Source organism: Niastella caeni, from assembly GCF_004834005.1.
Classification (GTDB): domain Bacteria; phylum Bacteroidota; class Bacteroidia; order Chitinophagales; family Chitinophagaceae; genus Niastella; species Niastella caeni.
Genome location: NZ_STFF01000009.1, coordinates 181,154 through 196,927, shown reverse-complemented (window position 1 = coordinate 196,927; position 15,774 = coordinate 181,154). Strand labels below are relative to the sequence as shown.

The following is a 15,774-nucleotide window of genomic DNA, read 5'->3' as shown; positions in this document are numbered from 1 at the left end:
CTGAAACGACCATTTTGTTTTCCCCCTGTCAATCCTTACCTTTGGCATAGAAAGTTGCATAAACAACCAAGTTGTAATAAAAAACATTATATATGGAAGCGTATATAGTAGCAGGTTACCGCACTGCGGTAGGAAAAGCAAAACGGGGTGGTTTCCGGTTTTACCGGCCCGATGACCTGGCCGTTGATGTGATCAGGGGACTGATGGCTTCTGTTCCGCAACTGGATCCTAAACGCGTAGATGACGTAATTGTCGGAAATGCCGTGCCGGAAGCAGAGCAGGGTTTACAGGTAGGAAGAATAATTGCCGCCAGGGCCTTGGGATTTGAAGCACCAGGGGCTACCGTAAACCGGTATTGCGCGTCAGGGTTAGAGACCATTGCCATCGCTACTGCGAAAATTCGGAGCGGTATGGCTGAATGTATTATTGCCGGCGGTACCGAAAGCATGAGCCTGGTACCAACTGCAGGTTGGAAAACCGTACCTGCTTATTCCATTGCGAAAGATGAACCCGATTATTACCTGAGCATGGGTTTAACAGCAGAAGCTGTAGCCAAAGAATATAATGTGAGTCGCGAAGACCAGGATATGTTTTCCTATCAATCGCACATGAAAGCCATTAATGCTATTACCAATGGCTACTTTAAAAATGGCATTTTACCTATTACGGTTGAAGAGGTATACCTGGATGAAAAGAATAAAAAGAAAACCAGGAGCTATGTAGTTGATACCGATGAAGGGCCCAGGAAAGATACCAGCATTGATGTATTGAATAAACTGAAACCGGTATTTGCCGCCAACGGAACAGTAACAGCAGGTAACTCATCGCAAACCAGTGATGGCGCCGCCTTTGTTATTGTAATGAGTGAAAGAATGGTGAATGAACTGGGGTTAAAACCAATTGCCCGTTTGGTTGCCTGTGCATCAGCAGGGGTGAACCCACGCATCATGGGTATTGGGCCGGTGGAAGCTGTGCCAAAAGTATTGAAACAAGCTTCGATGAGTTTGGGTCAGATTGACCTGGTAGAGTTGAACGAAGCATTTGCGTCGCAGGCATTGGCAGTAATTCGTACACTGGGAATGAACCCCGATATCGTAAATGTAAATGGTGGCGCTATTGCTTTGGGACATCCGTTAGGTTGTACCGGTTGTAAGTTAACGATACAAATTACGCATGACATGAAGCGGTTGAACAAGAAGTATGGTATTGTTACTGCATGTGTGGGCGGTGGGCAGGGTATTGCAGGAATTATAGAAAATATTAATTAGTAGAAATAGTTATTATATAGAAAGCTGCTTCTCATTGAGAGGCGGCTTTTTTTATGTTCGTAGTTGTACGAGTGCATAATGAAAATGTACGTCAATTATCCCCATTTGATCAAGTGGCAGCATTTTTGTTTAGTCACTGCCATAATTGGATTGTCTTCAAGTAGTCAAAGGCCGGCTAGTTGAAGCTATCTGCCAAAATCAACCTTATGGATAGAAGAGAATTCTTCACGCTGAAAAGAAGAGCCAAAGCTACTTCTCCAAAGCCCTATGCAGGCTTGCGTCAAATTTACTCCGGTTTAACACCTTACACAGGTACCTGGACAGTAAAAGAGGTATCGCACTTACTTAAGCGAACCATGTTCGGGGCAAAAAAAGCAGACATTGATTATTTTCTTGCCATGACGCCTTCAGCGGCGGTTGATGCACTGTTGAATGTACCCACCGGTTTGCCAGCGCCACCCTTGAAAAATTACGACAATACCGGCATTGACGCCACCGATGGGGATATTGCAGTAGCCCAGGGCGCTACCTGGGTGAATACCGTCTCTGATGACGGAACTGCCAACGGCAATCGGGTGAATTCACTAAAGTCGTGGTGGATCGGTAATATGATCAACCAGGATAGAAGCATTCGCGAGAAAATGACCTTGTTCTGGCATAATCATTTTGCAACTGAAACCATCGAGTATGAAAGAGGTACCTATGGCTATCGCTATAATACCTTGTTGCGTGAAAGCGCTGTTGGTAATTTTAAAAAGCTGGTGAAAGACATGACGCTAAACATTGCGATGTTGCGTTACCTCAACGGCTACCTGAATACCAATACTGCGCCCGATGAAAACTATGCCCGTGAGTTGCAGGAGCTGTTTACACTTGGTAAAGAAAACAATCCAAATTATACCGAAGACGATGTGAAGGCGGCTGCCCGTGTATTGACCGGTTGGCGTATAAAGAAGGAAGATGAAACAATCTTCTTCAACGCGAACCAGCACGACAGGAACAGTAAAACCTTCTCTTCTTTCTTTAATGGAACCGTTATTGCCGGCCGCAGCGACGCTGCTGGTGCGGAAGCCGAGCTGGACGACCTTATTAATATGATCTTCGCCAAATCGGTAGAGGTTTCTGAATTCATTGTAAAAAAACTGTACACATGGTTCGTTTATTACACTATTGAGCCTGATACCATCACCAATGTAATAAAACCACTGGCCCAACAATTCCGCGATGGCGGCTGGGAAATAAAACCAGTGCTGGCCACCCTGTTAAAAAGCGAACATTTCTTCGACATACTAAGCCAGGGTTGTTTGATCAAGAGCCCGATAGAAATGATCGTAATGATGATGCGGGAATTTGATGTGGCGTTCCCTGCTGATTATGAAAATCAATATTACATGTGGGATTATTTGCGCAGCCAGGCGACAACGATGCAGCAAAACCTTTTTGATCCGCCCAGTGTATCGGGATGGCCTGCTTATTACCAGGTACCCCAGTTCTATGAAATGTGGATCAATCACGATACCATGCCCAAGCGCGAAATGTTTATTGATCTGCTAATTGTTAACGGGTATACACGTAATAACGTAAAGCTTATTATTGATCCGGTGGCGTTTACTGAAAATAGTTTCCCCACTGCAGTGATCCTCGATCCGAATACGTTTATCGATGCCGTGTTGGATATCCTGTACCGTGTACCGCTTTCCGCTACGGTGAAAACAAATATCAAAACACAAATATTACTCCTCGGACAATACGATGATCATTACTGGACCAATGCCTGGTTTACGTATATAGGTGATAAAACCAATATGGCCGGATATAGTGCAGTATTTAACCGCCTGCAACCATTCTACAAATATTTAATGAACCTCGCCGAGTACCAATTAGCTTAACAATCAAACCGATCTTATGAAGCGCAGAGACTTTTTTAAACAAACACTACCAGCATCTGTTACGCTGCCCGCCTTATTGAACGGTTTTTCCGTAAAAGCCTTTACCGGCGCATCACCCTTGGTACAGGCCCTGATGGGTACTGCCACCGATACCGATAAGGTATTGGTGATGATCCAGCTCAATGGCGGTAACGATGGATTGAACATGGTAATACCCATTGAAACGTATTCAAACTATTACAATGCCCGTGCAAATATTGCGATCGCCCAAAATAAGATATTGGCACTGAATGGCACATCAAAAACCGGGTTGCATCCCAGCATGACGGGTTTGCAAACCTTATATAACGAAAAGAAATTGGCCATTATACAGGCTGTAGGATATGAACATCCGAACTTCTCTCACTTCAGGGCCACGGATATCTGGATGAGCGCTTCTGATTCAGAGCAGGTAATTTCTACCGGCTGGATAGGCCGGTACCTGAATATTGAATATCCTAACTTTCCCAACGGATACCCAACAGCGCAAATGCCCGATCCACTGGCTATCCAGATCGGTTCAGTAGCCAACCTGGCTATGCAGGGGCCTGCATTTCCTATGGGTATGACCATCAGTAACGTTAACGGTAACTACCTATTCCTCGATGAAATTGGCGATCCTCCCACAGCTAACACACCCTGGGGTAAGGAGCTGACGTATATCAGGATGATCATGGGGCAAACAGAGAAGTATTCAAATGTGATTAGAGCGGCAGCCGCCAAAGTTACTTCGCAGGGTTCTTACCCCAGTGGCAATGACCTGGCCCAACAATTAAAAATTGTGGCCCGGTTGGTAAAGGGTGGTTTGAAGACCAGGGTTTATATGGTTAGCACCGGTGGTTTCGATACGCATTCAAGCCAGGTAGAAGCAGCCGACACTACAGTAGGTACGCACGCCAGGCTGATGGCCCGGGTATCGGATGCTATTAAAAGTTTTATGGACGACCTGAAAGGGCTGGGTGTTGACGATCGCGTAATTGGTATGACCTTCTCCGAATTCGGTCGCCGCATAAAATCCAACTCAAGTTTGGGTACCGACCATGGCGCCGCTGCTCCGGTATTTGTGTTTGGAAAGAATGTACGCTCCGGTATTTTTGGAACCAATCCCACCATTCCAACAGGCGCGGGCGGAAATGATAACGTTCCTTACCAATATGACTTCCGAAGCATTTATGCTTCTATCCTGAAGCAATGGTTCTGCGTAAACGATAATGACCTGCAAACCATTATGCTTAAAAATTTCCAGAATATTCCACTTTGTGTAAATGCAGCCTGCGGTGCTACCGGCGTTGACGATGTGATCAGAGGCGACGGGGAACAATTGATCGTTAACTATCCCAATCCGTTTGTTGAAAGGACATCCATTACTTTCAACACAAAAGGTGGACATACATTGGTTCAGGTAATGGATACCATGGGAAGGGTAATTAAGACACTTACCGACAAAGTATATACATCTGGTACCTACACTGTAAGCTTCGATGGGTATGGGCTTCCTTTGGGTGTTTATTATGCCCGTTTCCAAAACGGCGCCACCCAGCAGGTAAGGCCTATGCTGAAAACGCGATGACGTAGAAAATTTTAATCCGTATAAAGGGGCTCCCTGACTTCTGTCGGGGAGCTTTTTATATTTCCTGCAGGGAGCCTTTTACCGGTAAAGCGGGCTGGGCCCGGTTTTGCTAAAACTTGCTAAAAATTTCTGATGAGTGGATGTTGGGCAGGATAATTTGTAAATGGATTGGAACCGTTTTTGTTATCCTACTGTAAATAGTTTTAATTTGCCGTGGATCGGTAAATAACCATTAATCCTGAAAACTTGCCGATGCTTAAATTAGATTATGTTGAAGGTTTTTATAACAGATGACCATGAATTGTACCTTGAGGGCCTGGTGTTATTATTGAACAAACAACCCGGCATTGAGGTAATAGGTTCTGCATTTACCGGCGAAAGCTTGTTGAACCAACTTCCTAATAAGGAAATTGATATCCTGCTATTGGATGTGCATTTACCAGATATTGGCGAAGAAGAGCTGCTATTAAAGATCCGCGAAATTCAACCCTCGCTCAAGATCCTTTATCTTACTATCATGCGCGGCACCCGTTATATTCATAAGCTCCTGAAATATGAAATACAGGGGTACCTTCTGAAAAATACAAATATTACCGAGCTCACCAGGGCATTGGAAACAGTAGCAGAAGGTAATAAGTACTTTAGTAAGGAGATCAATATCCTGGATACCAACCAGGACTTCAGAAATACCGTTACTATTGAAGATAAGAAGGTAGATGAAATTTTATCGAAGCGTGAAATAGAGGTCCTTACCCTTATCTGCAAGGAGTACAGCAATTCAGAAATAGCCAAGAAACTATTCCTGAGTGTAAGCACGGTGGAAACCCACCGTAAGAACCTGATCGCCAAACTGGGTGTAAACAATACGGTAGGGCTGGTGAAATTTGCCCTGAAGAATAAGCTGATCGAATAATACATTTCTGTCTTTCACACACTTATTAAACATACTGACCTGCATATATCTACATTAATTACGGCAATTACTTGAGTTAATAGGTAAAAACACTTAATTTGGTAGTACAATTCGACAATACCGTTGAAATACTATCTGCTTTTAGGGGCTTTGATTACTTGCGTATGTTCATTTGCACAGGTTGATACAGCACAATTGAAACGCCTGTACGACCGTTGCCTCGATTTTTCTGAAGACAAGATAGATTCCATTAAATATTACGCCGATTACATTTCCAAAGAAGCCGATCATCTGCAATACAATAAAGGCAGTGTATTATCTCTCCGGTTAAAAGGCATTTATGAAGATCTGAGCAATAACTACGAAAAGGCTATTGAATATTATCTGCAGTCATTACAGGCTGCCCGTTTGATCCGTGCCCCCGAGTATGAAATGGTGGCATTAAGCGATCTGGCCATTGCCTATTTTGCCATCAGGGAACCGGAGAAGGCAAAAGAGTTCTATTTGCAATGCGCCCGCTTGTCGGAGCTGGATGGAAAGATCCCCTCCCTGATAAACACATACAACAACCTGGCGGTTATTTACACGCAATTAAAGCTATACGACAGCTCTCATTATTTATTGGAAAAGGCTGTTCGACTGGGCAAGCCATTGGAACGGCAAGGGCGAATAAATTTGTCGAGCACCTACAACAACCTGGGCAATTTATACTTCAAGGAAAAGAAATACGATGAAGCACTTATTTATTTCAGGCAGAATCATGCTAAACATACCGCAGGCAGCGATTTGAATGGGTTGTGGGTGGCCAGGTTGAACCTGGCAGATGTGTTCATAGAGATGCGCCAGTTTGATTCAGCTACGCTGTATGCGGAAAGCGCCATGAAGCTGGCGCAACGGTTGGAATCAAAAAGCAAGCAGGCAGATAGCTATTCCTTGCTCGCCAAACTGGCCGAGCACCGGGGTGACTATAACAAAGCCTACCAGTATATAAAAAAGTGGTACTCGTTAGATACGGCTATCCTGCACAGTGATACATATAAGACCATTGCCGCCCTGCAGGAACGCTTTCATGCCGGTGAACGGGAAGCAGAAAACAAGTTGTTGCAGGAAAAGGTTGAAAAGGAAACCCTGCGTTCCAGGGAACTTACCCTGGTAGCAGTGGCATTGGCTATCATCGGGGTTTTAATTGCAATAGGGTTTGTCATTAAACGAAATGCCCACCGCAGGTTGCAGGAAACCAATGACCTGATCGTACAACAAAATGAAAAGTTGTCAGAATTAAATTACGAGAAGAATTCGCTCATCAGTATTGTATCGCATGATTTGAACACGCCGTTTGCTACGATACAGATCTGGGGGCAGGTATTACAAAACGGTTCAGACAGGTTGACCGAAGAACAACAGAAAGCGATGAGCCGTATTTTGCAGGCCGGCCTTTATGGTGAGCGATTGATAAGGCAGATACTGGATGTGGAGCGGGAAGATATCGGGAGTCATAAATTGCACCTTGAGAAATTTGATCTGAAGGCTTTCGCAGAAGAAGTGATTGACAACTTTAAACCGATGGCCGCAAAAAAGAATATCCGGTTGCATGCAGACTTTTCGGGAAAGAAGTTGTTTATTTTAAGCGATCGATACCTGGTTAGCCGTATATGTGAGAACCTGCTGTCGAATGCCATTAAATATACCCCGCACGGTAAGGATGTATGGATGAGCATTCACGATGAACAGGATACGGTCACTATAAAGATCCGCGATGAAGGGGTAGGCATTGATAAAGAAGAGTTGCCCTATTTGTTCTCGAAGTACAGTAAGATCTCTTCGCGGCCTACAGATGGGGAAGCGTCTACCGGGCTGGGCCTTTCTATCGTTAAAAGGATAGTGGAAGAGATAAATGGTCGTATATCGTGTGAGAGCGAATTGGGGAAAGGGTCGGTGTTTACGGTAACATTGAAGAAATAGGCGAGTAGCTAGTTGCAAGTAGAAATGCAAAAAATGGTAAGGATAACCGGGTATAGCGAATTATTAATACCCCCTGCTAGCTATTTACCACTTACTATTAGCTGATTCAATATAATAATATCTTAATTTTATCGTTTTATAATGTTACTTACTAACCCATGAACATAAACTAATAAAAGCCGGAATAAGACTCCGGCTTTTGTTTTGGAATCCTAACGGCTTTCAATCTAAATCCCAAAATCTCCAAATCACTAAATCTGAATTATGGAGTTGTCTATAACTACACCGGCTTTATTGTTCCCTGCTATCTCCCTGCTGATGCTGGCCTATACCAACCGGTTCCTGGCTATGGCATCGCTGATACGCTCTTTATACGATAAATACCAGACTGATCCTAACCAGAAACATATTATAGAGCAGATCCGTAACCTGCGCGATCGCATTCGCCTCATTCGATCTATGCAGGCATTTGGGGTAGTGAGTTTTATCTTTTGTGTAGTGTGTATGTTCTGCATCTTCAAAAACTGGAATGCGGCCGCCTATATTATTTTCGCTTTGAGTATCATTGCCTTTATTATTTCCCTGATCCTGTCTTTGTTGGAGATCTTCCTTAGCACCCGGGCCCTCGAAGTGGCCCTGAGTGATATGGAAGAATTAAAGTAATAATGTGCTAATATGCTCTAATTAACCAATCCCAACATATCGGAACAGGCTGTGCTAATATTACCACAGCAGCACATTGGCTGATTAATACTTCCTGGGTTTGTCTGACATATAAAATACCAGTGTGCCGCCCTTCATAATGTCGTCATGGCTTATAACCGGTTGTTCCAGTTGTTTACCATTCAGCAACACCTTTTGAACATACACATTTTTATCGCTTTGGTCATTGGCTTCAACAGTGAATGTTTTTCCGTTCTCCAATTGTATAACGGCTTTATTTACTGCCGGGCTTCCTAACTGGTATACTGCAGATCCTGGTGCTACAGGATAAAAGCCAAGGGTAGAAAAGAGGTACCAGGCGCTCATCTGGCCGCAATCGTCATTACCTCCCAATCCATCAGGCGCTGGTTTATATTGATTTTTCAGGATCATTCGTACCCGCTGTTGCGTTTTCCAGGGTTGACCCGCGAAATTGTACAGGTATGCTACGTGGTGAGCCGGTTCGTTGCCATGCACATAGGTACCAATAATGCCATCCCGCGTTATATCCTCTGTTTCGGCGAAGTATTTATCGGGCAGGTACATGGTGAATAATGTGTCGAGTTTGGCGCTGAACTTCTTTTTACCACCCATTAGGGCTATAAGAGCTTCGGGATCCTGTGGAACAAAGAAGCTGTAGTTCCAGGTATTGCCTTCTATGAATCCCTGGCCGTGTGTGCTCAGGGGATCAAACTCATGCTTAAAGCTGCCATCTTCTTTACGTGCGCGCATAAAACCTACCGATGCATCATACAGGTTTTTATAATTACCCGAGCGTTTTAGAAATGCTTCATAAATATCCTGCCGGCCCAGTTTTTGAGCAATTTGGGCAATGGTCCAGTCATCATAGGCATATTCTAAAGTGGTGGAAGCAGAAGTGCCCAGCTTTTCATCAGGAATGAATCCCTTTTCCATATAGCTGCCTGTGCCTTCATAATTTTTATGGGTTGCCGTGGTTATACAAGCTTCCAGGGCATGGGCTGCATCGAATGAGGTATTGCCTTTCATAATGGCATCGGCAATCACCGATACGCTGTGATAACCGCTCATGCACCAGTTGTCGTTGCTGTAATGGCTCCAGATGGGCAACATCTTTAAAACGCTTTGATCGTAATGTGCCAGCATGCTGTTGATCATATCGCCATTACGGGTGGGTTGTATAATGTTGAAGAACGGATGCAGGCTTCTGTATGTGTCCCACAGTGAAAATGTAGTATAGTTTGTAAAGTTGGTGGCTGTATGAATATTCTGATCTAACCCTTTGTATTTACGGTCTACATCCATAAATACGGTGGGTCCTAAGAATGCATGATATAAAGCAGTGTAGAAATTTTGCTTTTCTGCTTCCGGCGCCTCAATGGTTATCTTGCTTAATTCTGTATTCCAGGTGTTTTGCGCTGCGGTTTTTGTTTGCTCAAAATCCCAACTGGGTATTTCCGTTCTCAGGTTCAACAAAGCGCCTTCCGTGCTAACGGATGATAAGGCAAATTTGATCTTCACCTTTTCATTAGCCTCCGTATTAAAGTTGAAGTACATACGCAGTTGCTTGCCGGCCAGGTCGGGGAAGTTTTTTGACTGATCGAACTTGCGCCAGAAACCGCGGTATACCTGTTTTTTGCTGAAGTCTTTACAGCCATATTCTTTAAATGGTTTTGAAAAGGTCATGGCAAAATAAACGGTACGGGTGCGCGCCCAGCCATTGGTTTGTCGGTAACCGGTTACCAGCGTGTCGTTTTCAACCCGAATAAAAGTCCATATATCTTTATCATCGTAATTATAAATGCCATGCATCAGGTCGAGGATGATATGTGCATCGCTGGTTTGCGGAAAGGTATATTGATGAAAGCCTACTCTTGTAGTGGCCGTTAGTTCAGCCGTAATATTATCATCGGCCAATGCTACTTTATAATAACCTGCTTCGGCTTTTTCGCTGGCATGTGAAAACGCTGACCGAAAACCGCTCCTGGTATCGGTTGCAGTTCCCGGGTTCAGCTGCAGTACACCGGTGGTTGGCATGATGAGAAAATCGCCGAGGTCGCTATGGCCGGTACCGCTGAAATGGGTATGGCTGAAGCCTACAATGGTTCTATCGTCGTATTGATAACCTGCACAATATTTATAAACATCCGGATTGTATTTTCCATTCATTTCATAGGGAATGGTATCGGTGTCTGGGCTTAACTGCACCATGCCAAAAGGAACGGTAGCGCCGGGAAAAGTATGTCCCATGCGTTGTGTACCGATTAATGGATTGACATAATGTACTACATTATTTTGTTGAGCAAATACATAGAGAGGCGATACCCATAACAGGAGGGACCATTTTTTCATCATGTGCGTATTTTACTTTTTATAATAGGATGCAACGGACGATTACAAATCTAATGCTAATATTCACTGTAATTACGGATATAGTTAGGCGAGAAGCATGCTAAAAAATATTAGCAGCTATAAAAAGAAAAAGCTATAGACAAAGTCTATAGCGATGGTATGTTTTTTCAATAGATGAATGATCTATTGCGGCGTTTCGTTGCCTTCATAGTAGGAGCCGGTCTCGTAATCGAATTTCTTTGCCTGGGTGCTTTTATAATTGGGATCGTAGCGTACGAAGAAATACAGGTAGATCACCCGGCTAAGGCGCATGAGCCAGGGTTGTAAAACAATCAGCAAACCAATGTTAATGCCCAGCCACCAGAAGAAACGGTTGTCGTTGGTTGACATGCCTATCAGCACATACCAGGCAACAAAACTAGCCACCGACAAAGCCACAGATAATGCATAGCTGACGTAGCCGGTACCGTACCAAAAGCCTACTTCCATTTCATATTTCTGACCGCATTCTTCGCAATGCGTGGGCATGTCGAACACTTTTTTCAGGTTCCAGGGATTGTTATTATTGAACATCCGTCCCCTGCGGCAACGGGGACATTTACTGGTTAAAATGCTCCAGAGGAAATTGGGTTTTGTAGAAGCGGGCATGACGCACTTAAATTGATGAGGCGCAAAGGTAGTTAAAGTTTATAGTTTATGGTTTATGGTTTATAGTTTGAAGTTGCATTCTCAATTCGGGATCCCCGATAAAAACCAAGCCTGCCGTCATTTCAGGAAACCATAAACAATAAACTATAAACCAGAAACTTAGTTACGAAGCTGTTGCAACCATCTTCTTCCGTTCACCGATCTGCTGACGCCACATCGCATAGTACAAACCTTTTTCTTCCAGCAGGCTTTCGTGGCTGCCTGTTTCTACCACATCGCCTTTCTCAAGCACATATATGCGGTCGGCATGCATAATGGTCGATAACCGGTGTGCGATCAGGATCGTGACCTGGTTACGTTGTGAAGAGATCTCTTTTATTGTATTGGTAATTTCTTCTTCGGTCAGTGAATCAAGCGATGAGGTGGCTTCATCAAATATTAATAAGCGTGGTTTGCGTAACAGGGCGCGGGCAATAGATAACCGTTGTTTTTCTCCGCCTGATAATTTTAGACCACCTTCACCGATCATTGTATCCAATCCTTTTTCGGCACGTGCCAATAAATTGGTGCAGGAGGCTTTTTTCAACGCATCCATCAGGTCATCATCGGTAGCCGATGTATTAACAAACAACAGGTTTTCTTTGATTGTGCCTGAGAACAACTGGGTGTCCTGGGTTACAAACCCGATCTGGTTACGCAGGTCTTCAAAGTTGATGTCGTTTTCGTCGATGCCGTTATATAAAATTTTACCTTCCTGCGGGCGGTACAATCCTACCAACAATTTCATCAGCGTTGATTTACCAGAGCCGGAGGGGCCAACAAATGCAATGGTTTCGCCGGTTTTAACCGAAAAGCTGATATCGTCAATAGCGCGTTGCTGAGCAGTCTGGTGTTTAAATCCAACGGTTTGGAACTCGAGCGTTTGAATATCGCCGAGATGTTTGGGATGTTCCGGTTGCCGTTCAGGCGCTTTCTGCATCAGGTTATGGAAATTATTCAAAGATGCCTCAGCTTCGCGATAGGAAATAATGATGTTTCCGATTTCCTGAAGTGGTCCAAATACAAAGAATGAAAAGAACTGCATGGTTACCAGTTGCCCCGCATCCATTTGTTTATGGAAGATCAGGTACATGAGTATGAAAAGGATCACCTGGCGCAGGGTATTTACAAAAGTTCCCTGTACAAATGCAATGCTGCGAACGCGTTTTACTTTGGTTAGTTCCAGACCCAGGATCTTATAGGTGTTCCTGTTCAAGCGGGTTACTTCCTGGTCGGTAAGCCCAAGGCTTTTTACCAGTTCAATATTGCGCAACGATTCGGTGGTAGCGCCAGCCAGGGCAGTTGTTTGTGATACAATGTTCTTTTGAATGGTTTTTATTTTTTTGCTCAACAGGTTGGTGATCCAGGTGAGCAATAAGATGCCAATTATATAGGCAACGGCAATATACCAACTGATCCACACCGACGCATATATCATTACAAACAATACGCCTACCAAAACCCCATATAAGATGTTGATGAAATAATTCATGAACTTTTCTGTATCCGTTCTCACTTTCGTAAGCACGCTCAGCGTTTCACCGCTGCGCTGGTCTTCAAACTCCCAGTAGGGCAACTTCATGGCGTGTTTCAACCCATCGGTAAAAACCCTGGCGCCAAACTTCTGTACGATCACGTTTAAAAAATAGTCCTGGAAATTTTTAGCGATCCTGCTTACCATGGCCACACCAATGGAAGCTAATAACAGCCACAGCACGCCGTAATAAGGTTGTGTTGCAGTAAAGAATTCAGAAAATGATTTATAATTTTCAGGATTATGAACATAGTTTCCGGCAAGGCGAATAAGACTACCGAAGATGATCGGGTCCATCAGGGAGAATCCCTGGTTTATAGCAGCCAGAAAAAGCGTTAATAATACCAGCCATTTATATGGTTTGAGATACGTAAGTAAAATCTTCATAATTGCAATTAACAGTTAAGTAGCTTGAATGTTTGTAGGGTAAGGAAATAGCCTACAATTTATAGAAAACTACCAAAACAGCCTGACCTTCAGTAAAGAGTGCAGATAAAACCGGGAAAAGTGCAATGGAAGAACGCTTCAGCCACCAAATAAAAGCTACACGCAAAACCGTAATATATATGGTTGTAATTTATTGTTTAATAACATGTTAGGGTGCTTTGTTGCCCTCAGGTGCCCTTATTCGGTTGAGGGTGCGGTTTTACCCGTAGGTTCCCTGCTGTTTGGCCGGGCAAAAAATAATGGCAGAAATATAAAAAAGACCAGTCCATACTGGGTTTCCAAAACCGATTCAAAGAGAGCGTAAGCCAATAACAGCGTTACCAGGGCTGTTAGCATCCTGCTTTTTTGCTGTACCGTTATTTTGATCATTTCAAAACAGATCGCCATAAAACAAATTAGTCCAATAATGCCTGTTTGTAATAATGCCTCTAAAAACTGGTTATGGGTGTTATAGCCTAAATATCCATGCCTGGCACTGCCGGGCTCGCCGGTATACATATGCGTAGACAAATATTTCTGGTTCAGCAAAGATTGCGCTTTAGCTGGCGTTACACCAAATAACCAGGCTTTGTTCTCCTGCATGATCTCTTTTACAAAACGCCATTGCAGCAAACGGAACTGAACACCGTTGAAATAATTGGCCGGACTAAATGATGTTTGTTGAATAACGCCAATATTTCCGTGCATGAGATCTGCAAAGCGGCGGTTGATGGGATTTTTGGTAAACAGTATACTACTGCAAAATAGAATACCGGTAATAGCAACTATTGCAATTGCCCATTTCGTATGGAGGTTTTTTTGCAGCAGGATAAAAAAATAAAAAACCAGGCAGGCCAGCATAAAGATGATTACCAATTTGGATGACAATAACAGGATGCCGCCAATGAAATAAGCGATCAATAAAAAATGAATGGTCCTGTTAACCAAATGCCGGCCCCCGGTAGCTATTTGCAGCAGGTAGATCAATCCCGCAAAAACGAATATCGAAAAATGTACAGCGTGATACCCTAGATCTCTCGCCAGGTCGTGATAAAAAAATACAGTTATGTCTGCCTGTTGAAAGTGATATTTAATAAAGCTGACCCCCAAACACCAGGTAAGCATAATGGCCAGCATATAAACATACGCTGTCATTAAAGAATTGAACCTGGTTTTATTGATATAGCTGCAACCATAAAAACAGAGAGGAATAAAAAGTAAAGCGCTTTTAACCTGTACATGTTGCCATGCGCTTAAAAAATCATTGGTATATGCTAAGGGAATTATTTGCAGTAGAAAGAACAGGCTGCAGGCAATTACATATTTGTTTCGTAAACCCGGATTAAACCAGGAGCCCGTTTCTGTTTTGTTTTTGATGAAAGAAGTAACCAGTATTAACCCGATCGCTATGCTGCTGATGGCCCTGAACCCACCCGCCACGCTTACCAGAAAACCCAGGTAAAACAGGTAAAGGAAGAGGTTGGCCAGGTTGTTTTTATTGTTATTCATTCGAACGATACAGGTTTAAAATATGGGCTCTGTTATGTTTGGTTCGCTTTGCGCCGTACGTACAAACAAAACGCTATAACGCAGCCCAATAATAATCCACCGGCAAGGCCCAGCAGTAATTGTTTTATTAATTGCGGGTGGGCAGGTTTGGAAGGGGTATAAAACTTTTGTAGCACATACACGCCCGATGTAAAGGAAAGGTTTTCTTCATAGTTAAGCTTCTTCTCCTGTAAGTTGGCAATCTGGGCGCTGATGTCGGATATGTTCACCATAAACCGCCCGCCGGTATTGCTATTTTGTTGCAGATTGGTGTCAACGGCAGCTTGCAGGTTATATAAGCGCGAAATTTCCTGCTGTACAGTTTGTATCATTGATCGCAGGATGTTTTTACGGGCAGCCAGTTTGTCTTTTATATATTCGCTATTGTCGAGCGCGTACACGATGCCTTTTTGCAAAGGTTGTAAAACGGCGGTATCGGTTACCAGCACGGTAAGCGTATAAGCGGTAAAATTATTGGGCGAGAAAGATTTTTGTAATTCTTCCGTAGTAATTGACTTCACCTTTTTTAGCAGGGGCTCATCCATTTGAAACTGCCGCGCCAATACCGGCAATTCTCTTTTCTTTAGCAGCGTCGACCAGCTATTGATCAATTCCAGTTGTTCGGGGTCGCTCAGCAAAGTTGGTTTCAATACCAGGGATGATGAGTACAGGTTAGGGGTACTCCAAAACCGAAGCGCCCCGGCTAACATTCCTGCCAAAGCAACTATAAGCAATAGTTTACCGTAATGGCTGAAAAAAAGAAGGGCATTTTTAAAAAGTGCCGCTACGTCCAGTTCATCTGTGGCGTGGTGTGCCAGTTTAACCTGTTTCATTAATAGCGATTACGGAAAATTATAGGAGAGGGTTGCGTTAATTGTTATAATTTGACATTTACTATTTTCTGA

11 protein-coding genes are annotated in these 15,774 nt (G+C 43.6%); 6 read left to right on the top strand and 5 right to left on the bottom strand.

The features are described 5' to 3' along the window. Positions 1 to 92 precede the first annotated feature (92 nt). From FAM09_RS25710 to FAM09_RS25685, 6 genes are all read left to right on the top strand, one after another. Positions 93 to 1,268 (top strand): acetyl-CoA C-acyltransferase, encoded by a 1,176-nt coding sequence (locus tag FAM09_RS25710; RefSeq protein ID WP_136580037.1) that lies wholly within the window; start codon positions 93 to 95, stop codon positions 1,266 to 1,268. A gap of 206 nt (positions 1,269 to 1,474) precedes the next feature. Then, entirely contained in the window at positions 1,475 to 3,157 is a 1,683-nt protein-coding gene (locus FAM09_RS25705) for a DUF1800 domain-containing protein (protein ID WP_136580036.1), read from the top strand. A gap of 16 nt (positions 3,158 to 3,173) precedes the next feature. Then, positions 3,174 to 4,766 (top strand): DUF1501 domain-containing protein, encoded by a 1,593-nt coding sequence (locus FAM09_RS25700; protein ID WP_136580035.1) that lies wholly within the window; start codon positions 3,174 to 3,176, stop codon positions 4,764 to 4,766. 268 nt (positions 4,767 to 5,034) lie between these two features. After that, complete coding sequence (locus tag FAM09_RS25695) at positions 5,035 to 5,679, top strand: response regulator (RefSeq protein ID WP_136580034.1); 645 nt, start codon at positions 5,035 to 5,037, stop codon at positions 5,677 to 5,679. A gap of 150 nt (positions 5,680 to 5,829) precedes the next feature. Further along, the gene (locus FAM09_RS25690) at positions 5,830 to 7,641 is read left to right on the top strand and encodes a tetratricopeptide repeat-containing sensor histidine kinase (protein ID WP_136580033.1); all 1,812 of its coding nucleotides are present in this window, start codon (positions 5,830 to 5,832) and stop codon (positions 7,639 to 7,641) included. Positions 7,642 to 7,905: 264 nt separating this feature from the next. Further along, the gene (locus FAM09_RS25685; protein WP_136580032.1) at positions 7,906 to 8,304 is read left to right on the top strand and encodes a DUF2721 domain-containing protein; all 399 of its coding nucleotides are present in this window, start codon (positions 7,906 to 7,908) and stop codon (positions 8,302 to 8,304) included. Positions 8,305 to 8,388: 84 nt separating this feature from the next. Here FAM09_RS25685 and FAM09_RS25680 read toward each other — a convergent pair whose 3' ends face one another. The 5 genes from FAM09_RS25680 to FAM09_RS25660 form a co-directional block, all read right to left on the bottom strand. Then, positions 8,389 to 10,677: a GH92 family glycosyl hydrolase gene (locus FAM09_RS25680; protein WP_243751781.1), complete on the bottom strand. Its 2,289-nt coding sequence runs from the start codon at positions 10,675 to 10,677 to the stop codon at positions 8,389 to 8,391. A gap of 180 nt (positions 10,678 to 10,857) precedes the next feature. After that, complete coding sequence (locus tag FAM09_RS25675; RefSeq protein ID WP_136580031.1) at positions 10,858 to 11,322, bottom strand: DUF983 domain-containing protein; 465 nt, start codon at positions 11,320 to 11,322, stop codon at positions 10,858 to 10,860. 163 nt (positions 11,323 to 11,485) lie between these two features. Further along, positions 11,486 to 13,282: an ABC transporter ATP-binding protein gene (locus tag FAM09_RS25670; RefSeq protein WP_136580030.1), complete on the bottom strand. Its 1,797-nt coding sequence runs from the start codon at positions 13,280 to 13,282 to the stop codon at positions 11,486 to 11,488. Positions 13,283 to 13,519: 237 nt separating this feature from the next. Next, positions 13,520 to 14,830 (bottom strand): O-antigen ligase family protein, encoded by a 1,311-nt coding sequence (locus FAM09_RS25665; protein WP_136580029.1) that lies wholly within the window; start codon positions 14,828 to 14,830, stop codon positions 13,520 to 13,522. Positions 14,831 to 14,862: 32 nt separating this feature from the next. Further along, positions 14,863 to 15,702, bottom strand: coding sequence for a hypothetical protein (locus FAM09_RS25660; protein ID WP_136580028.1), 840 nt, complete (start codon positions 15,700 to 15,702; stop codon positions 14,863 to 14,865). Between the last annotated feature and the right edge of the window lie 72 nt (positions 15,703 to 15,774).